This is a genomic window from Priestia sp. JNUCC 25, from assembly GCF_053667915.1.
In genome coordinates this window covers 1,922,143-1,942,094 of sequence record NZ_CM132211.1, presented here as the reverse complement: position 1 = coordinate 1,942,094, position 19,952 = coordinate 1,922,143, and the positions used below count along the sequence as shown (strand labels likewise).

General features: G+C 36.0%; 17 protein-coding genes and 1 pseudogene. 4 read left to right on the top strand and 14 right to left on the bottom strand.

Features of this window, described 5'->3' with window-relative positions; genetic code table 11:
* Window positions 1-33: 33 nt before the first annotated feature.
* The 10 genes from copZ to JNUCC25_RS09765 form a co-directional block, all read right to left on the bottom strand.
* Window positions 34-240, bottom strand: coding sequence for a copper chaperone CopZ (gene copZ / locus JNUCC25_RS09810; RefSeq protein WP_013056613.1), 207 nt, complete (start codon window positions 238-240; stop codon window positions 34-36).
* 14 nt (window positions 241-254) lie between these two features.
* Window positions 255-587 carry a metal-sensitive transcriptional regulator gene (locus JNUCC25_RS09805; RefSeq protein ID WP_013056612.1) on the bottom strand — a complete coding sequence of 111 codons (333 nt, stop codon included), beginning with the start codon at window positions 585-587 and terminating at the stop codon, window positions 255-257.
* A gap of 119 nt (window positions 588-706) precedes the next feature.
* Entirely contained in the window at window positions 707-1,387 is a 681-nt protein-coding gene (locus JNUCC25_RS09800) for a response regulator transcription factor (protein WP_029321271.1), read from the bottom strand.
* A gap of 1 nt (window position 1,388) precedes the next feature.
* Window positions 1,389-2,765, bottom strand: coding sequence for a sensor histidine kinase (locus JNUCC25_RS09795; RefSeq protein ID WP_029321269.1), 1,377 nt, complete (start codon window positions 2,763-2,765; stop codon window positions 1,389-1,391).
* A gap of 304 nt (window positions 2,766-3,069) precedes the next feature.
* Window positions 3,070-3,489 (bottom strand): universal stress protein, encoded by a 420-nt coding sequence (locus tag JNUCC25_RS09790; protein ID WP_057274853.1) that lies wholly within the window; start codon window positions 3,487-3,489, stop codon window positions 3,070-3,072.
* Window positions 3,490-3,715: 226 nt separating this feature from the next.
* A complete protein-coding gene (locus tag JNUCC25_RS09785) occupies window positions 3,716-3,913 on the bottom strand; it encodes an IDEAL domain-containing protein (protein ID WP_013056608.1) in 198 nt (65 codons plus the stop codon).
* A 421-nt stretch (window positions 3,914-4,334) separates the two neighbouring features.
* The gene (locus tag JNUCC25_RS09780) at window positions 4,335-5,831 is read right to left on the bottom strand and encodes a CoA transferase (RefSeq protein WP_454223225.1); all 1,497 of its coding nucleotides are present in this window, start codon (window positions 5,829-5,831) and stop codon (window positions 4,335-4,337) included.
* A gap of 243 nt (window positions 5,832-6,074) precedes the next feature.
* Window positions 6,075-6,320 carry a DUF2164 domain-containing protein gene (locus JNUCC25_RS09775; RefSeq protein ID WP_013082790.1) on the bottom strand — a complete coding sequence of 82 codons (246 nt, stop codon included), beginning with the start codon at window positions 6,318-6,320 and terminating at the stop codon, window positions 6,075-6,077.
* A gap of 117 nt (window positions 6,321-6,437) precedes the next feature.
* Entirely contained in the window at window positions 6,438-7,802 is a 1,365-nt protein-coding gene (locus JNUCC25_RS09770) for a glycoside-pentoside-hexuronide (GPH):cation symporter (protein ID WP_043981959.1), read from the bottom strand.
* Window positions 7,803-7,886: 84 nt separating this feature from the next.
* On the bottom strand, window positions 7,887-9,842 hold the full coding sequence (locus JNUCC25_RS09765) for a beta-galactosidase (protein ID WP_013056604.1): 1,956 nt from the start codon (window positions 9,840-9,842) through the stop codon (window positions 7,887-7,889).
* Between the two features lie 891 nt (window positions 9,843-10,733).
* Between JNUCC25_RS09765 and JNUCC25_RS09760 the strand changes: the two genes are divergently transcribed.
* Window positions 10,734-10,928 (top strand): twin-arginine translocase TatA/TatE family subunit, encoded by a 195-nt coding sequence (locus JNUCC25_RS09760; protein ID WP_013082787.1) that lies wholly within the window; start codon window positions 10,734-10,736, stop codon window positions 10,926-10,928.
* A 109-nt stretch (window positions 10,929-11,037) separates the two neighbouring features.
* Window positions 11,038-12,129 (top strand): AI-2E family transporter, encoded by a 1,092-nt coding sequence (locus tag JNUCC25_RS09755; RefSeq protein WP_025751972.1) that lies wholly within the window; start codon window positions 11,038-11,040, stop codon window positions 12,127-12,129.
* 61 nt (window positions 12,130-12,190) lie between these two features.
* Here JNUCC25_RS09755 and JNUCC25_RS09750 read toward each other — a convergent pair whose 3' ends face one another.
* Entirely contained in the window at window positions 12,191-12,541 is a 351-nt protein-coding gene (locus JNUCC25_RS09750) for a VOC family protein (protein ID WP_078081727.1), read from the bottom strand.
* A gap of 376 nt (window positions 12,542-12,917) precedes the next feature.
* Here JNUCC25_RS09750 and JNUCC25_RS09745 point away from each other — a divergent pair, with 376 nt between their 5' ends.
* Both JNUCC25_RS09745 and JNUCC25_RS09740 read left to right on the top strand, forming a co-directional pair.
* Entirely contained in the window at window positions 12,918-14,348 is a 1,431-nt protein-coding gene (locus tag JNUCC25_RS09745; RefSeq protein ID WP_454223221.1) for a hypothetical protein, read from the top strand.
* Window positions 14,349-15,607: 1,259 nt separating this feature from the next.
* Window positions 15,608-16,747: a hypothetical protein gene (locus JNUCC25_RS09740; protein WP_029321232.1), complete on the top strand. Its 1,140-nt coding sequence runs from the start codon at window positions 15,608-15,610 to the stop codon at window positions 16,745-16,747.
* A 578-nt stretch (window positions 16,748-17,325) separates the two neighbouring features.
* Here the strand turns inward: JNUCC25_RS09740 and JNUCC25_RS09735 are convergent.
* From JNUCC25_RS09735 to JNUCC25_RS09725, 3 genes and pseudogenes are all read right to left on the bottom strand, one after another.
* Window positions 17,326-17,898: an HTH-type transcriptional regulator Hpr gene (locus JNUCC25_RS09735; RefSeq protein WP_029321230.1), complete on the bottom strand. Its 573-nt coding sequence runs from the start codon at window positions 17,896-17,898 to the stop codon at window positions 17,326-17,328.
* Window positions 17,899-18,130: 232 nt separating this feature from the next.
* On the bottom strand, window positions 18,131-19,345 hold the full coding sequence (locus JNUCC25_RS09730; RefSeq protein ID WP_029321228.1) for a cystathionine gamma-synthase family protein: 1,215 nt from the start codon (window positions 19,343-19,345) through the stop codon (window positions 18,131-18,133).
* A 332-nt stretch (window positions 19,346-19,677) separates the two neighbouring features.
* A pseudogene (locus JNUCC25_RS09725) lies at window positions 19,678-19,914 on the bottom strand (butanediol dehydrogenase); the annotation flags it as partial.
* Window positions 19,915-19,952 lie beyond the last annotated feature (38 nt).

Genomic DNA, 19,952 nt, shown 5'->3' with positions numbered 1-19,952 from the left:
CAAGCGTGCGAAGGTATTCGCACGCGATGCTGTTTATGCTACGTCATAACCTTGGTCATCAATAGCCTCTTTAATATCTTCGACCGTTACTTGACTTGGATCAAATGCAACCGTTACTTTTGCATCTTCTAAGCTTACTTCTACGCTTTTTACGCCATTAAGTTCGCCTACGCCGCCTTCAACAGCTTTGACACAATGACCGCAAGACATTCCTTTTACTGATAATGTTACGTTTTCCATTTCTAGCATCTCCTTTATTTCATTAATCGTTTAATGGTTGTTAATAATTCATCCACTACTTCTTCATCACCATCTTGCACACGTTCTACAATGCAATGCTTCAAGTGGCCTTCAAGCAAAATTTTACTTACACTATTTAAAGCAGACTGCGCAGCTGCGATTTGAGTAATCACGTCGTCACAATACGTATCTTTTTCAATTAATCCTTTAATTCCTCGAATTTGTCCTTCAATTCGATTTAATCGGCTTGTTAGATTTTTTTTCACTTCTGGAGAATGGTGACTTTTTCTTTCACTATTTATCGTACAACATTTTTCTTCACTATTCATGTGATTCGCTTCGACCATCTAACATCCTCCCTTCATAACTTCATGATACTATACCCCCCTACCCTATGTAAAGAAAAAAGCTCGCTTCTGCTTACTTTATCTTTTCACCAATTTCACCAGCTATGCTTATATCATTTTCAACTAACATCAACCCACTTATAGCCTATTCCCCATACGGTTTGCAGGTATTCGTCTACAGGAAAGCCCGCTTTTCTTAGCTTATCCCGAACATTTCGCACATGAGAGTCAATAGTACGGTCTCCAATCTCCGCCTCATATCCCCACACTAACACAAGCAAGTCGTCCCGGCTGAACACACGATTTAAATGCTGAAGAAGTAACCCCACTAATTCAAACTCTTTAGGCGTCACTTGAATGTGCTGATTTTTATATTGTAATACGTGGTCTTCCTTGCTCCATACTAACCCTTTGTAGGTGATTTCATGTTTTTCTTTTAACGAACGTCTAAGAACCGCGCTGATGCGTGCAACCAATTCTTCTTCGCTAAACGGTTTGGTAATATAGTCGTCTGCCCCTATATTTAATCCTTTTACTACATCTAACGTTTGGCTGCGGGCTGTGAGCATAATGACCGGTAGATCAGACATTTTCCTTACTTTTCGGCAAATCTCCCACCCATCTTCGCTTGGCATCATAATATCTAATAACATCAAATCTGCTTTGTTACCTTCATAAAGATAGCGCAGCGCTTCTGTGCCCTTTTCAAATTTTATACATGTAAATCCGTTTGGCAGCAGATAAAGTTCTAGTAAATCCAGCATCCTTGCTTCATCATCGACTAATAAAATCGTTGTCATCCTATCCATCCTCTCTTAATGCAATCTCTACAGTCGTTCCTTTTCCCGTCTCGCTTGTGATGGTTATTTCTCCTCCATGAGCTTCTACAATCTCCTTTACAATTGATAAGCCTAATCCGTAACCTCCGCTTTTTCTCGAGCGGGATTTTTCCACTCGATACAGCTTGTCAAATACGTAAGGTAGATCTTTTTCTGGAATGCCTATTCCTTGATCTTTAAGAGTTATTGTCAATGATTCAGCTGATTTTTTTACCATTAAATCGATTTTAGTCCCTTCTTTTGAATATTTCATTGCGTTATCAAGTAAATTGATAATCACTTGCTGAAATCTTTCAGGATCTAGTGAAATATAAAGACCTTGAGAGCAGCTTATGTCCAGCTCCATCTCTTTTTCTTTTAAAGCTAAATGAAAATGCGCGCATATGGTGTGCAAATACGTAGCCAGTTCTACTTTTTGTTTTTGAATAAAAAATGTATGCTGATCCAGCTGCGCCAGCTGAAACAAATCTTTGACTAACTGTGAAATTCTTCCCGCTTCTTCTTCCACAATAGCAAGATATTTATCACGTTCTTGCGGTGTATTAGAAGGCCTTCTTGCTACGTCTGCATAGCCCTTTAAATACATCAAAGGAGTTTGAAGTTCATGTGAAATGCTGCTTAAAAATTCATTTCTCTCTTTTCGTAACCGCTGCAGCTCATTCGCTAGCGACTGAATGGACATTCCTAATTGTCCAAGTTCATCTCTTGAATGAGCACCCAGCTTTACAGACAAGTCTCCTTGACTCAGCTTCTCTGTTGCTTTTTTCATCTTGATTAAAGGAGCGGTTATAAATTTAGACAGAGCAAAAATAGTCACAATCGAAAATAAAATGGAAACAGCTCCCGCTACGTAAAAATGATGCTGTAGTCTCGCAATCATTTCGTGAATATCGTTTGTGTTTTTGAACATATAAACCGTTCCGAACTGCTGACGGCCTTTTTTAATAGGTGATGCTGTGGCGATATAAGGTTTGCTTTTCCAGTCGCCTTGCATAATTTCACCTTTGTATGTAAGAGACTTTCCTTTCCATTTCTCTACTGCTTTTCTTGCACCTTGAATTAAAGGCCTAGATGAACTGATAATTCCCCCTGTTTTATCCGTTATGACAACATCAGTTTCTGCTTCAGATTCCATCAGTGCAACATGGTTAAGCGTAGCCGAATCATGATGCTTCTCTAATACTTCCCGGTGACTGTTTCCTCTTAAACGCAAACTTTCTAATTCCTCTGAAATTCGTGTATTGGCAAGACCACTATATAAGTAAAAAAAGAGAGCGGCTTCAATTATTAAAATGAACATTAAAAACAAGAGTCCAAGCTTAATAGAAATTCGATTCATTTATTCACATCCTTTGCTTTCATTATAGAAGTAATAATTGAAGAAACTGTGCAGAATAAAGCATACATGATTAAATAACATTATTCTCTGACAGTTTACCACAGGTATCTGACAGCTTAGCGTATGACGTACGTTTATCATACAGCAAATTTCAAACTCGCGAAGCGTGCAACACATACATACACATGAAACCTACGTTCACCATCACATAAAAAAAATCCGAACGAGTTGGATTCTCCAGCAAGAATCTCGATTCATCGTTCGGATTTTTCTTCAACTAAACTACTTTTGTCTCACCCTCTTTTTATTTAACAATGATAACAGGACATTCTGCGGATTGAGCAACTTCGTGACTTACACTTCCTAAAAATGTCTCTTTAACAAAGCCCTTTCCTTGACTTCCTATTACAATGACGTCTTGTTGATTGTCATGTGCGTATTCGATAATTTTCTTTGAAGCGGTGCCTTCTAAACCGTATGCCTTATATGGAATACCTGATTGAGTTAAATGATTGTGAGCTTCAGATAAAATATCGCGATTTTCTTCTTCTATCAGTGCGTCTAAGTCAACGCTAAAAACAGGCTGCTGCAAGTGAATTCTTTCCTTAATATGTACAATTGTCAGCTTATTAGCATTTACGCTTTTAGCTAGTTTACTTGCATGTTGAAGAGCACGAATAGAAGGTGCCGAACCGTCAAAGGCGACTAAGATTTTGTTATACATATAAAGAACCCTCTCTCTTTTTGTTCTTTCGTGATGCGCTGCCATCTAGATGCTGTAGATGATAAAGCAAAAAATAATAAAGTAAGAGACTTCTTGATTTTTGCTTTATCATCCATACTATACTTTTACCGCTTTCAGAAAAAACAAAACATTTATCCGTTTTTTTCCATATAAAAAGCCTTTGCTCACTAGAAGCAAAGGCTGATCGTTTATGTTAGTAGGTTATTTAACAAACTTCTTTTAACTCTTCAGTTAAACGTAAAAAAGTTTCTTTATCTCTTTTTTCTAAAGACTGATCAATTTGCAGTAAAAGCTGTGCTTTTTTAAAGTCACGAAGAGATTTGTTTAGCACTAGTTGAGCTGCTGTCGCGTCTGATACTTTTACTTCTTCTTGTGTCATTTTGCGGGACGTATAGTTTTCCATTACAAGTCAACTCCTCATCCTTTTCGCTATTATATAAGAAATCATATAATTATTCAAATATTTTTTCTTATTTTTCATTTTAAATTTGTCCCTCAAAATGAGGTTGGAACATACCAAAATCAATTTAGTCCAAAGGCGAACGAATTGGATTAAATTGATTTCCGTGCAAGGCTTCGCTTTCCGTGGGCGGCTGGTGAGCCTCCTCATCGCTTACACTCCTTCGGGGTCTCACCTGTTTCGCTTTTCCCGCAGGAGTCTTCGCCTTGCCCTCCAATCAACAGCTAGAAGCAGCAGAATATACAAAATCCACGTTCACCATCGCCATGAAAAAATCCGAACGAGTTGGATCCTTTATCAAGAATCTCGATTCATCGTTCGGATTTTCCTTCAACTAAAATACTTTTGTCTCAGCCTCTTGATATCACAACCACTCTGGGCATGAAGAACCTCGAGGAACCAGAACCGTCTTATATTTCCCTGGAGTTTCCGACATTTCGATTTGTTCTGTAAGCCCTTGGTACAATCCTAAAGGTGTTTGGGCTGTAAAGAGATTCGGTGCAATGTACTCGTGCTTCTCTGACGAACCAGCTGTTTGATGAGCGTACGCTTTGTCATAGATGCCCATTGATAAAATCCATAAAGATACGCGATCCAATGATACACGCACGCGGTAGCTGCCTCCTTCTTTTGCTCTTCTTTCCAGTGCCATTAAAGCACCGACTTCAAGCAACCAAGAAACCGCATAATCATTGACAACTACAATAGGAGGCAGCTTAGGATTTTCTGGCGATCCTTCTAACGCCATGACTCCCGTTACACTTCCCGCTGTCTGATCAAATCCATTTCTTTTTGCCCACTCTCCTTGCGTTCCATGCAGGTTAACGGTGCAGTGGATGATTCCTGGTTTTAGTTCTGCACACTCTTCAGCTGTTAGACCGTATCTCTCTAGAAATCCGTATCGACGGTTCGCAAAAAAGATATCGGCTTCTTTTAGAAGTTCAACCATTTTTTCTTTTCCTTCTTTTTCACCGATATCCAGCGTTGAAGAGCGCATACCGACATTAGACGTAGCGTAAATCGTATCATGCTCCCAATCCGTTGGCTTCCAAATATTTAAGACGTCCGCACCGTGTAAGGCAAGAGCTCTACCAAATCCTGCTCCCGCAATAACATGACCAAGCCCTAATGCTCGAATACCATCTAGCGGCGTTTTAGGATCTTTTGAAAAAGGAATCGGCTCACTTTCTCCAATCTTTTCAATTTCAATTAAAGGAAGCTGCGCTACTTCTTCATACACGGACTCATTCATAAACTCTTCAATTGTCCGCACAACAGGCATGATAACTCCTCGCTCAGCTGCAGCTTTTTCTAATTCTTCTGCATTCCATCCGCGAATTGCTTTTGCCACTGCATCAGGGTCTTCTATACAATTTAACAGCTTTAGCGTTTCATGCTTGGAGCGTGGATATGGATTCAGCGGCATCACCCATTTGTCATCTTTTGTTTGATAAAAGCGAAAGCCTAATGGGTTATATGGATCATTTGCTTTACTTGGTGCGTACCCATTAAGCTTTTCCCATTTTTTATCGTAAAAAGGTGATAATCTTCGGATAGCTTTTCGTAAATCCATATGAATATCTTGACCTTTTCCTCCGCATATTCTCCAAATTTTTGAGACAGCTACTGATTTAGCAACTAGTGCAATAGCTGCTGCTGAGGCAAGGCGCAGCGTACTAGGAACAACCGGATCTTCTCCGTAAAACGTAATGTTTCCTCCACTGTCTTTTGCTGATAAACCTACTCCTTGAAGCACATTTTCAAGCTCTTGATAGATATCAAAATCACTATTATCCGTTAAACGATTTTCATTTGCTTTCAAAATAGATTTTGTTAGCTGATCTTTCGTAATGTTGCTCACGTATAGTCCCTTCTTTCCTAATATAATTACCTCATTATGTCCCTGCTTGCTGAAGTTATGCCCTCATGGAGTTAAATCAAAACACTTTAAATATAACCTTTACGTTAACGTTAATATTACCTTAAAACGAATGTATCATATATCACTTATGCGAACAAATAATTTGTTTCACAGACAAACAAAAGCGCTTTATGTTTTTGTACATAAAACGCTTTTTTCCTATTTCATATTTTCTTTTTTGAACTACTTTTCGATTGGTTTTTTTAATGCATGTAAATTTTCTTCTGCAGAAAGCATGACTTGGTTCATAATATCTTCCGCATCTTTAATTGCTTGGTTATAAAAGTGAGGACCGATATGTTCTTTAATAAACTCTAATACATTTTCCGCTGCAAATTCACTTATTTCTTCATCTCGTTCGTTATAAAAAAACGTTTGAATTTCATTCAGCATTTTATCTTTGTCTTCTTTTGAAAAATTAATAAACATAAACAAAACTCCTCTTTACATTGATATCTGTCTACCTGACATCATAGCAAGAGGAGCTGAGAAAATGCAGTCTTTTTTTCTTGTTGTTTTTGTGTACAATGCTGATGCTAATTTTAATTAGCTAGACACCTTCATAGCCGGTTTTTCTTTTATGCGGCTTGAGCGTTTTTTCATATCTTGTAAAATTTCTAGATATCTCTTTTCCGTCAACTCATATTTTACGAGTGGGACAAGTGATAACAAACAGAGAATACCCGGAATAATCGTAAAGATTAAAGCAATCCAAATGAGTGTGCTGTGTGACTGAATTTGATTTGGCACGTACCCTACTGCTGAAAGGATATACCCCCCTACTGCTCCACCCACTGCTGAAGCGACCTTTGTTTTGAAAATATTCGTAGAAAACACCATTCCTTCTGCTCGGTTCCCCGTTTTCCATTCGCCGTATTCTACACAGTCAGCGAGCATAGATGTTTGAGCAATGTTACTAACTCCACCGCCAAAAGAAGCTAAAAAGCTTAAAATCATCACTGGCATAACGTGGAAACCCGTTGCAAACATTGTAAGAGTGGCTACAGCATTTAGCGCAATCCCCCCTATTGCTGCACGTTTCTTTCCAAATTTATTTGAAATAAAAGGAGACGCGATCGCCCCTACAATTTGTGCTGTAAAAAATAAGGTTAAATAAAGAGACGCGATGTTCTCTGCATTTAGATTGTATTTAAAATAGTAAATAGAAAAAGTAGTTCGAATTGTTAAAATCGTTTCGACTAAGAGCATCGAGAAAATCAGGTAGCGCAGCGGTTTATTTTGAATAAATAAGTTCCAAACTGCTTTTGGCGTCTGCTTTTCCTGTCTTTTTACGGTATAGTTTTCTTTTACTCCTGAAAATGTAATAATCATTGTAATCATTAAAATACACGCATAAATAAGACTAAGCATAAACCAGTTTCCAAAATAATGAGCTAGTGGAAGAGTTAATAAACTAGCAAATAAAGACCCTACTGCTGCAATTGTTCTAGGAAAAGCCACTACTTTATTTCGTTCTTTTACATCTTGTGTAATCGTTGCTGAAAGCGACCAATAGGGAATATCCATGATGGCAAAACTTGTTCCCCATGCGATATAGGTGATATAAGCATAAATTAATTTTCCTGTATGAGAAAGATCAGGACTAATAAAACACGCCACTGTAGCAACAGCTGCAAAAAATCCGCCTATTAACAGGTAAGGTCTAAACTTACCAAATCTCGTTTCTGTATTATCAACAATCATTCCAATAATAATGTCTGCAATTCCATCCCATATCCTAGCAATAAGAAATAAAGTTCCTACAGCTGCGGCATTTAATCCTACGCTATCCGTATAAAAAATCATTAAATATGTACTTGTTAATGCATAAATAATATTGTTTCCAAAACTCCCCATTCCGTATGATAATACGGTTTTTAGAGAAACTTTTGACTGTACCCCCATGCTCATATAACTTAACTCCCTTCTCCTATAAAACGCTTTCATATCATTGGTGACTAGAATCTCATTGCTTTATGAGATTCTAGTCTTCTATTACGGCTGTATATTTTCCACAACTCGACTTTCGTAAGGCTGCAGAACAATATCTTTAAATACTTTTACTTCTGACGTATGGTTCATAAGGAAGTAATAACTTTTCTCTCCAAGCTTGCGAGGATATACTTCAATTCCATCTTCACTTTCTCTATGCTCAATATGCTGCTGTTTCACAATATCAAGCGCAATTTTTTCAAACGTTTGCTCCTCAATTCCACAGCCTACATAATAAACCGTTCCGCGACCAAACTGATTTTTTGTTACAGCTGCTTGATTATAAAATGGATCATCATACTCATACAGCACTTCAGCTGTTACAGGCGTGATAATATCTCTCCACACGGACGCACTTGATTCTTCTCCTTCATACGGTCCTTTTCCTTTAATAGCTGCTTTTTGAGTAGAAGACAGTGCTTCCACTTCATGAATTTCAATTCCTGTTATTTCTTTTACATATCCCGGGAGCGTCTGTTTAAAATGAATGTTATTTTGTTTGTCTTTAATGCCGGTTCTAAAAGTAAAAATAATCACGCCTCCGTTTTCAGTAAATTCAGTAAATCTCTTACCTAGTTCTTCATCAATGATTTGCAAAGCCGGAACAACCAGTACTTTATAGCTTGAAAAATCTCTCGAAGCAGGAATAACATCAATAGGTGTATTCAACTTATAAAACGGTGTATATCCTCTAAGAAGCTCTTGCGTAAAGTCAAATCCTTCACTTTGCTGCTGAAAGCGCCATGACCATATATTTTCATAGTCATATAAAACGGCAACATCGGATTTAATATCAGACTCAAGTACATGTTCGTAATGAACGATTTCACTAAATAACGACTGAACTTCTTTGTAGCGTCTTCCATAATGATTATCGTGACCTACAACTCCATAGCAGTATTGCTCGGCTCCTCTTGTCATTCCGCGCCAACGGAAATACAGCATATTCGTACATCCATGAGCAAAAGCCTGATAAGACCACATCTTTGCCTGGTTAGGTCGCGGAAGATAACCGATGACATCATGACCTTGAGCGCCCATTAATTCCTCTACAATCCAGAAGTTTTTATGTAGCAAGCCTCTATTAAAATCATGCCCTAGTGCAATATGAGCCGGAGTAATTGGCTCTGTTTGACCGCCCCATACCGGATAATTGTCATAGGATACAAAGTCCATTACTTCTAGATTTTCTTCATGATCAAACCATTTATCAAAGAAGCCTCCTGATACGTTCGTTGTCAACAGCTGGTGATCACCTTTATATTTCTTCACAATCGCCGTTTGTTCGTGAGCGTATCTGTTTAATGAAAAAGAGCGAAAGCGCGCCCAGTCAAGCTTTAGCGAAGGGCTGTGTGTCGTAATTGTTTTTACAGGCATAGGCACTTCAGTAAACTCGTTATATGTTTGTCCCCAGAAAATAGTGCCATACTTTTCATTTAGCTCATTAATATCTTTATATTTTCTTTCCAAAAACTGCTGAAACTCTTTATGACATTGTTCGCAGTAACACATGTCACTGCCTTCATGGCCAAATTCATTGTCAACTTGCCATGCTACGATTGCTTCTTCTGAGCAGTAGTGCTTTACGAGTTGTTCTGTAATCTGGGCGCTATACTTCCGGTAAAGAGGCGAATTAAAACAATATTGACGTCTTCCTCCAAAGGCTCTGACCGCCCCGTTTTCATCTTTTGATAAAATAGAAGGATGCTGCTTCGCAAGCCAAGCCGGAAAAGTGGCAGTAGGCGTACCAAACATAACATCAATATTCTGTTTTTTAAGCTTATTGATAACGCTATCAAAAAAGGAAAAGTCATAGTGCCCTTCTTTAGGCTCCATAAGGTGCCAAGCGAACTCTCCTATTCTCACCATGTTTGATCCTAGCTCTTTAATGCCTTGGATATCTTCTTCTATCATATTCTCTGGCCAATGTTCAGGGTAATAATCGACGCCGATGTACATTTTTCTCTACTCCTATCTATTTCTTTATTTCATTAAATGAACGATTTGCTGCTAACTGTTAAGGTCTACTCGGAAACGGTAATCAAAAGCAAAAAAATCACATTTATTTTCTTCATAAATAAATCTCTATTCAACTTTCAAGATACATACTTCCTAATCTTTTAAAACGCTTACAAATTTATTTTATGAACTTTATTCAAAATATTCAATGGTAAAAATTTAGAGAAAAACATCCTTTTTTTGCTCTTTATTAAAAGAAAGAATAAAACGCTTACAAAGACAAATGTTTTTATAATTCTTTTATACACCTCCCCTCACACTTCCCATATCCACATTTAGGTAATAAATTGCTAAGAAAACCATCGTCAAAAGTCATTTCATTTACACATGTTATCTATCAATTAGCAGAAGTCATTTGACTTATCTATAAAATAGCAAAAATTAAAGAGCAGGTTTTTACCATTATTAATATATTAAACCTACGTTCACCCTCACAACAAAAAATACCGCACAATTAATCAATAATCTCGATTAATTGTGCGGCTACTTCCTGGGCTAAAATACTGTTGTCCCGCTTTTTACTTACAGCTGATTATAAACACACTTTTACCGGTTTGTGTTCATGCAGCTTCCATTTATACAAAGCTCTTCAAACTTACATAGAGCTTATACAAGGGTAATAAGGCGAACGGCTGTCTTTAATGCTATAATTAACTTCGTATGCAAAATATCACTACTAGCATTTAAACCATACATAGCCGCTTCACCTTATTTTCGTATCATTTAAAATAAAGGAATTTTAAAGAGAAAAGTGAATAGTATAAACATGCACTTTATTTACTATCTCTTTTTAATTTTCATATATTCATTGCTTTTAAAGGAGAGGATATCATGCCAGGAGCTACAAGCATGGTCGTAATTGGAATTACTGCCTTAATTGTATTTGGACCAAGTAAATTGCCGGACATAGGACGAGCATTTGGACATTCCCTGCGAGAATTTAAAAATGCAGCAGAAGGAATTATACAGGATGACGACAAAAAAACTCCAGAGGATACTACTGAAGATAAAGAGGAAAAATCCTAATTTTTATGTAAATGAAAGTTATAAAGACTAAAAAGCCCACTTTTAACGTGCAGTGGGTTTCTTTTTTGATGTATGATAGTAAAAAATAGTAAAGAAAGAGGGTAACTTTTTGTTTAAATCGAAACTGCATTTTTGGACATTAGAACTATTAATGATTGCTTTACTGATTTACATTTGTAAACATATTTCGTTTGTTTTTCTACCAATCGGTGTGTTTATCTCCACTTTGTTTTTCCCTATTCTTGTAGCTGGTTTTCTTTTCTTTTTATTCGAACCAATTGTGTCATTTCTCACAAGAAAAAAAGTGCCAAAAACACTGGCCATCTTATTATTATACGTTGTTTTTATCGGCGTAATTGCTTCTATTGTGGGCGGTGTTGGACCTACTTTATCTAAACAATTAACTGATTTGGCTAAGAATATTCCGTCTTATATTGTAGAAACGAGAGAGTACATAAATGATTTATCTAACTCAAGATGGTTTAACTGGCTCGTTGAACAAAAATATGTGTCGCTCGATCATATTGAAGAGTCACTTTTAAACTACGCGTCTACTTTACCTACGAATCTCACAAACAGTATTTCATCTGTTTTAAGCGTCGTAACAAATATTACACTTACGGTTGTAACCGTTCCTTTCATTCTTTTTTATATGCTTAAAGACAGTCATAAACTTCGTAAAAATACGCTGCGTATGGTTCCTGCTTCTTACCGAAAAGAAACGTTACGTACAATGAAAGAAACAACAAATACGCTAGCTACTTATATTCAAGGCCAAATGCTCGTTTGTTTATTTGTCGGTATTAGTACATTTATTGGTTACCTCATCATCGGGTTGCCTTATGCATTAATACTCGCACTAATAGGAGCCCTTACTAATATTATCCCGTACGTCGGCCCTTTTATTGGCGTAGCACCCGCTTTAATCGTAGGTTTATTATACTCTCCTACAAAAGCAATATTAGTAATTATCGTCGTCGTAATCGTCCAACAGCTAGATGGGAACATTATTTCTCCGCTGGTAATTGGAAAAAAATTAAACACTCATCCTTTAACGATTATTATTTTATTGCTTGTTGCAGGTAATATTGCAGGAATACTCGGAATGATCTTAGCGATTCCGGCTTATGCTGTAACAAAAACAATTGTGATAAATATTGTAAGAATGATTCAATTCAGAAACAAATCTATCAAGTTATAAAATGCAAAGGCAATACAATAAAAGGACCTTCTCTTGAAGGTCTTTTTATTGTTCCATAGGTTCAGCACTGACACACGATCAGGTGATTTCCATCCGGATCTTTAAATGTAAACCAATGATTGTGTTGAATTCCTGTCGTTAGCTCTACTTTTTTCTGCTTCATATATTCATAAGCTTCTTTGATATCGTTTGTATTCAAATGAAAAGCTGGCGTTTTAAAAAGCGTATTTTTTGAATACGTTTTGCTATCTAATACAATTCCTGTTCCATTCATAGGTATCACATATAAATGATCATATAAAATGTCCCCATCTGCTATCAAACCTAGTATGTCACAATACCAATCTCGTGCTTTTTTTATGTCCTTTACAGGAATAAAAACCGTGCCTACTTCATTTAATATAGGGTTCATTTATGACCTCCGGTATGGATTTAGTAGTTTTACAAAGTATTCTCTTTTAATCGCTGATAACCTTTTATTTTGAGATACTTTCTATCAGTCCATTAAACTCGGTAGCAGAATTAGTAGTCTTGCGGACAAGGTTATTCTCCATACATAAGCTACACGGCAAATGTATATACTTCATGACCAAATGTAGATTACTAAAAAAGAAAATGAGAAAATCTCCCCCTTCCTCTGCTTTGCACGTGTATAATGAAAAATAGACTATAGATAGTAGCCTTCTTTTGTTTGTAGCATCGAACTTTCGTGCATTACAATAGATTTAAAGCCACTATCCAGCTAAGAATTAAAATGACTAACTTAAGGTTAAGGAGGTTAGATGTGTATGGATTATTCATCTTTACTCATACGCGAAGTCATTGATAGAGTATCTAAATTACGCCTCTTATCTGTTTATAATGAAAGTATAAAAGGAGATTTAGAAAGCACCATCCTCCCTCTTTATCAGCAGCACTTTGAAAATAAAGATGTAAACGAAACGTTGAGAATTTTAAAAAAAGACTTTCTCAATCGTACGAAACGCAGATGGTTAGATGCTGCTATACGCGACTATGAGCAAAAAAATCCTAAGAAGAATAAAGAGCTGATTGGAGAATACAAAGCGCTAACAGCTTATTATAAAACGAATGGAAAAGAACTCTTTTGCAAACAGTTTGAAAACGTATCATCTCCGGAAGAAGTCATTAGTAAACGAATTGGTATTCTACGTGAATGGAGTCAAGAAGATAGCTTCTTCTTAACGGATTATCCTTATATTCATCAAAAAACCAAGACCCAGCGAGAAAAAGCAATCCATACGGATATATCTATTATTATTGGGCTTACTATACTGGATCCAAGCTTCCAAAACGGAAATCATAGTATTATTGAGAGCCCTTTTTCAACTGTAGAGAATCCTTTTTTCTCTAACTCAAGAGCAAAACTTCTCGTCGAGCAACCCCTATTAGAGAAAGAAGGAAAAGAATATTTCTTAAGTACTTATAACTCTGAAGACGGGACAGATTACGAATTGTTAATAGAAAAAGAATACGCTGAAGAAAATGGAAATAAAATTAGTGATTTAGATCGGTTTGATTATAAAGTGTTTTTAGAAATCATGAGCCAGCGGGACGAGTTGTTCGCTACACAAAAAATCATTAACGTAAAAATTGGTGACCTTGTGAAAGCACTTTATAAAACAGATAGTAAGCGCAACTATCAGATGATAGAAGAAAGAATTACAAAAATGAAGCACTACAGCATGACAAAAGTACAGCATAATAAGAAAATTGCCTATGGTATTTTTGACTTTGTAGATATTACTACGATGCCGAACGGAACGCGAATTGCTGAAATTCACGTCAATGAAGTGATATATAGAGACTATATTCAACGCCAAACGGTGCGTATTTATAAAAATAAAGTAGAAAAATTAAGTTTAGACGCCGCTTATCATTTGCTATTCGTTATGCAAAAAGAGCGCCTCATTTGCTATGAAACAAAATCTTCATACAATGTCACAAGAGATTATTTATATTTTTCGACAAGAGTCCGCTTTCGAAAAAGACGAAAAAAAGAAAACCTTGTCGAAATTGAAACAGCCTTAGATGAGCTAGTCGAACAAAAACTAGCTGTCCAATCCTATAAAAGAGTGGGCCAAGTGTTTCAAATTACCTTTATTCCTGTGGGAGAAAGTGAAGTAAAAGACTTATTAGCTGGTGATTACGAATATGCTCCCCTTTCTATTTATCAAAACGTAACAAGTTCTATAGGCTAAAAAGAATGCCCTTATAATCTTTATAAGGGCATTCTTTTTATCTATCTACTATTAATCACTGCATTTTTTGCTCCACATTTCCGTGCGAAAGTGTTTTTTTGCTCCAATTCTTTATGTAAACATATTATTTCCCCTGCTAATATAGCTATTAAACTTCACCTTCCTTATCATTTTGTGAACTTTTTATGTCTTAAAAAGTATTTATAATTGTTTTTTGCTCCAGACCCCCGTGCGAATGTGCCGTTTTTCTTTCTATACTGCATTTACTATAAGTTTGGCTCCAATCTTCCGTGCAAATATGCCACTTTTACATAAATTTTCTTGTGCCAGCGACTTTCCCTCTTCGTTTCCTTCAATTTTTGCTCCACATCTCCGTGCAAAAGTGTTTTTTGCTCTAGATTTCCGTGCAAACATGCCACTTTCTTAAAAAAACACTATTTTTGCTGCAAATGTTTGTTTATCCCCTCTGAAAATGTGAACTTTTTGTGTCTCAAAAAGGGCAATTTTCTTTTTTTTGTCCCTTTTTTCCGTGCAAATGTGTCACTTCCTTGCCTGGATCTTTACTTTTATCATTTTTGCTCCTATTCTCCGTGCGAATATGTCATTTTTACATCAAAATTTTTTTGGAATTTGTCGCATTTTGTGTATTTCATCCGTCATAATACGACATTTAGCTTAAGAATGCTGTTTTATCAACGTTTATGAAATATAACACTATTTTTGCTCCACATCTCCGTGCAAAAGTGTTTTTTGCTCTAGATTTCCGTGCAAACATGCCACTTTCTTAAAAAAACACTATTTTTGCTGCAAATGTTTGTTTATCCCCTCTGAAAATGTGAACTTTTTGTGTCTCAAAAAGGGCAATTTTCTTTTTTTTGTCCCTTTTTTCCGTGCAAATGTGTCACTTCCTTGCCTGGATCTTTACTTTTATCATTTTTGCTCCTATTCTCCGTGCGAATATGTCATTTTTACATCAAAATTTTTTTGGAATTTGTCGCATTTTGTGTATTTCATCCGTCATAATACGACATTTAGCTTAAGAATGCTGTTTTATCAACGTTTATGAAATATAACACTATTTTTGCTCCACATCTCCGTGCAAATATGTCACCTTTTAAATAGATGTCTCGTCCCTTGATATCACTAGTCTTTTTAAAAAATGCACCATTTCCCCGTGCAAATATGTCATTTTACAGCCTATATGACTGTGTCTATACTGTAAAAGACGACGTCTATAGTTTTGGAAAGGAGGTCACTACATGAGTATACAAAAGCTGTCACTAAAACGGCACACCCTTGTAGCAAACAAGCTGCTGATTGCCATGAGCGGCTTAAGTAGAAACACTAAACGAGACAATAGCTATTACTATGAAAAACATTCATTTGGTCTTGCGAAAAACTTTGTAGATATAAAGTGGACGGGTTCTCTGATGAAGCAAATTTTAGCTTACGTAGCCAAATGTAACAGCCAGGGGCATATTTCAATTATTTCTGAGCAAGAACTGGCTAATACAATCCAATGTTCCGTTCGGACCGTTCAAAATAATAATAAGCTTTTAGAAGACTATGACATCATTCGCTGGGATCGTTTATGGGGAGACTATATTCAAGTTTCTTTAAACAACTATTTAGAGGATTTTTTAGATTTACATATAAAAGAAGCTGCTGATGTTCAAAACATATCATATAATCCTGAAATGCTTGATGAAGATAACAATACATATACTTCAAAAGGTGGTTATACTTCTGTTTCGATGGAAGTGATTTATCAATTGCTGGCTATTAAAAATATCAACATGCTGCGTCTGGCTTTACGTGCGTTGTACGTATACGAATCTGATGTAAACGTAAAGAAAGATTCAGAAGCACTTTTATCTTATACCGAGGTAAAACACATTCTTCCAAAATACATTGGCTATAAAGCTGCTATTAAAGAAATGGCTAGTAAATTGAGTACAATTTTCCGTATCGATGTGCTAGAAAAAGATGATTGTGTCAAAACATTATTAGAAGAAAAGCAGCCAAGAAAATCAATTATTGAAAAAATCAAGGATGGTTTTATTTTAAGCTTTAATTTAACTGGTGCTCATGATAGTAAAAAACAAAAAGAAATCGAAAAAATCCGTGGAGAGCATGCATTTGCTCAGTTTAAGAATTTCTTTAAATCTTTTGGACATTATTCAATTAAAAAGGAAGATATTCATTCCATTGTACATGAGTTTGGTTTAGATATAATCGAAAAATCATTAACGTCCGTTCAGCGTCACCTACAACAAACTTACATAGAAGAAAGTATGGATGCATTTCGCCCTCTTGTGCATGAAATGGAGTCAAACTTCTTTACGTATATCCGCAAAATTGCCAACGGGTATTATCAGGCAAAAATTAACGCTCTATAATACTCTTTTTTGTTATGCCTTTTTTTACTCATTTCTACTCTATTTTCCTTCCATTCTTTCTTTCTCTTTAACTTACTAAAACATAAATGTCTGTGAGCTATAATAAATCCTTTTAAATGATAATGATTTTCGTTTTCATGAAAAAAATCAACTAAATGAACAAAAAACACAATAAATAAACGTTATTTTCCGAACTACTGCGTAGAAAATATGGCTGTTATAAAAAAATCCTATATTTTTTCGTGAAAATTCTTGTAGTAAACTGCAGTTTTTTTGATTGCTTTATTCCCTTTAACCTCAGTCAGCAGAAGGCTTTTACCCATATAAGTTTTAGCAATGTTTATAATTTCTTTAATTTCTTTTTAATGTCTTATAAATGTATAGTAATGTCTCTAAAATAAAGGGCATCAAATAAATAGCAGGTATATATATGAAATGATGAAGCTAATCTATGAGATATAATCATGAGTTGATTTAATTCAGCTGACAAAAAAAGCTGTTTTATACGTCAAATTTCTCACGTATAAAACAGCTCAGCCTGTTATTCACATATTTTCACGAAGCCCTATTCACTACGTTCAATTACTAGTTAGCTGGACTTCTTTCTTTTCTTCATTTTCTTCTATTCCCGCTTCTTCTATATTCACAAAAGGTTGATCAGCAACGGTCACAAGCTCGCCGCCGCAAACATGGCGAACAACGGTTACTAGCTCTGGAAAAGCGGGAAATTTGCCGTATAACGTTTTTAAAGGAAGTGCACCTTTACATATCTTACTGTTATGTGGTTCATACCCTTTGAGCGTATCAAGCAATAATTGTTCTCCGCTTTCAGTCAATTTGATGTAGGTGTTTCTTTTATCATCTTCTCTTTTGGACAAATGCAGGTATCCTTGATTTTCTAATTTTTTCGAAAAATTAAACGCTGTAGAGATATGCATAGCTCCTAAATTAGCTAACTCTGACATAGAGATTTCTCCCGTGTTACTAGCTAAACATAAAATATGATGCTCATTTACGTTTAGTCCATAAGGTTTCACCCATTGCTCCCAGTCATCTTCCGCAGCTCTCCAGATGGCTTTACTTACCTGCATTAATTTTAATCCAAACAATGATGCATCTTTTATTGTGTATTCACTTTCTTGTTTCGACATACTATCATTCCTTATTTGTAGGCTGTTGTAAGTTAGTTTATTTTTAAAACGCGTAAAAACATTTTTATTTCATCTAATTTATCAGTATACCTACAAAATCAGACGAAAAAATACACGTACAGTTTAATTTATCAGCTTTATTCCACAAAATTTCTACAATTCTGAAGAAGTGTCTACCAACTAAAAAGAGGTACTTACTTTATTTTTATTAAAAAAAGTAATACGCGTCTTTTTAATTACTAATAGATGATGCGGATTCTAAGTGAGCAAATGCTTGTTCTAAGTCTGCAATTAAATCTTCCGTATCTTCAATTCCAACAGATATGCGAACCAGTCCTTCAGATATTCCAAGGGCTTTACGTTCTTCAAGCGTACATTCTACGTGACTAGTCGTTCTTGCTGGTCCATAAATCGTTTCAACCGCTCCTAAATTGCCGGCTTTATTTGCATACGTTAACTTTGGCAGCAAAATTTTAATAGCTTCCATTTCTCCTTTTAAAACAAAGCTTAATATTCCGCCAAAGCCTTTCATTTGTTTTTTGGCAATATGATGATGAGGGTGTGTTTCCAATCCAGGATAATAGACGGCTTCAACAGCTTCTTTCTTTTGAAGAAATTTAGCAATTTCCAAAGCGCTTCGTTCTTGTTGACGTATACGTAATTTTAACGTTTTCATTCCTCTTAAAATAAGATACGCTGACATGGGATCCATGGTCGCGCCATTGATCTCACGGTAGTGATACACTTGCTGCACTAATTCTTTAGAGCCGCATACTGCCCCTCCTAAGGCATCCGCATGTCCGCTTAAAAATTTTGTTGCGCTGTGAATGACAAGATCTACCCCTAATTGAAGAGGGTTTTGATTAATGGGTGTCGCAAACGTATTATCAATAATGACGACTGCCCCTGCAGATTTTCCTGCTTTTGCTATTCTTTCAATATCAATAATTTTCATCGTAGGATTTGTAGGTGACTCTAGATATAGCACTTTACATCCTTTATTTACTTCCGCTTCAATTTCTTCATGATTTCCCGTATTACATAAGGTTACATCAACTCCGATGTTAGGAAGGAACTCAGTGAAGATTTTATTTGTTCCTCCATATGTATCTTTTACCGATACGACGCGGTCTCCAGGTTTTAAAAACGTGTATAATGTGCTGCTAATAGCCGCCATACCGGAGGAAAATGCGACCGTTTCTTCTGCTTCTTCAAGTATCCTTACTTTTTCTTCAAAAGCTTTGACCGTAGGATTACTCATGCGATTATACGTATAGCCTGGTTTATTTCCTAACGCAACTTCTTGCCATTCGTCTACATCATCATAATTATAAGCTACGCTGAAGACGACAGGAACTTGAGTAGCATTGTAAGCAAGCGATTCTTTTTCTCCTGCCCATACCGCTTTTGTTCCGTCTTGTACATTTCTAAACTGTTTGTCTGTCATTCACTCATCACCTCTGATTTTATTAATTAGATAATGATTAGATTATATATTGTATACAATATACTGTATATAGTACAGAATAATCTGATAATAAAATAACCATACTTACCTTATTAAATTTAAAGAGGTTGAGACATAACGAAATGAATCCAATCTAAAGACGAACAAATAGGATACATGAGCTGAACCGCTTGTGACACGTCAGTTGATTGGAGGACCTAAACAAATCGAACCTACGTTCACCCTAACAAAAAATGAACCACTAATCAAAAATCTTGATCAATGGTTCATTTTTTACTTCGTCTAAAATACTTTTGTCCCACCCTCTTTTTTTATTCAGCTTTCACCAAAATTTTCACCTGTTCTTTTTCTTTTAACAATGTCTCAAAACCTTCTTCAATTACATTCTCTAGCTTGATACGTTTTGTCACCAGTTTATCAGCAGAAAAATAGCCTTTTGCCATTAAACTAATAACCGCTGGAAATACATCGCGGTAGCCAATAATACCTGTTACTGTACGCTCTTGTAAAACGATTGTTTGGGGATGAATGGACGCTTCTTTTTCAAATCGTGCCATCTTAATGCTTTCATTCTACTCAGCTCCTA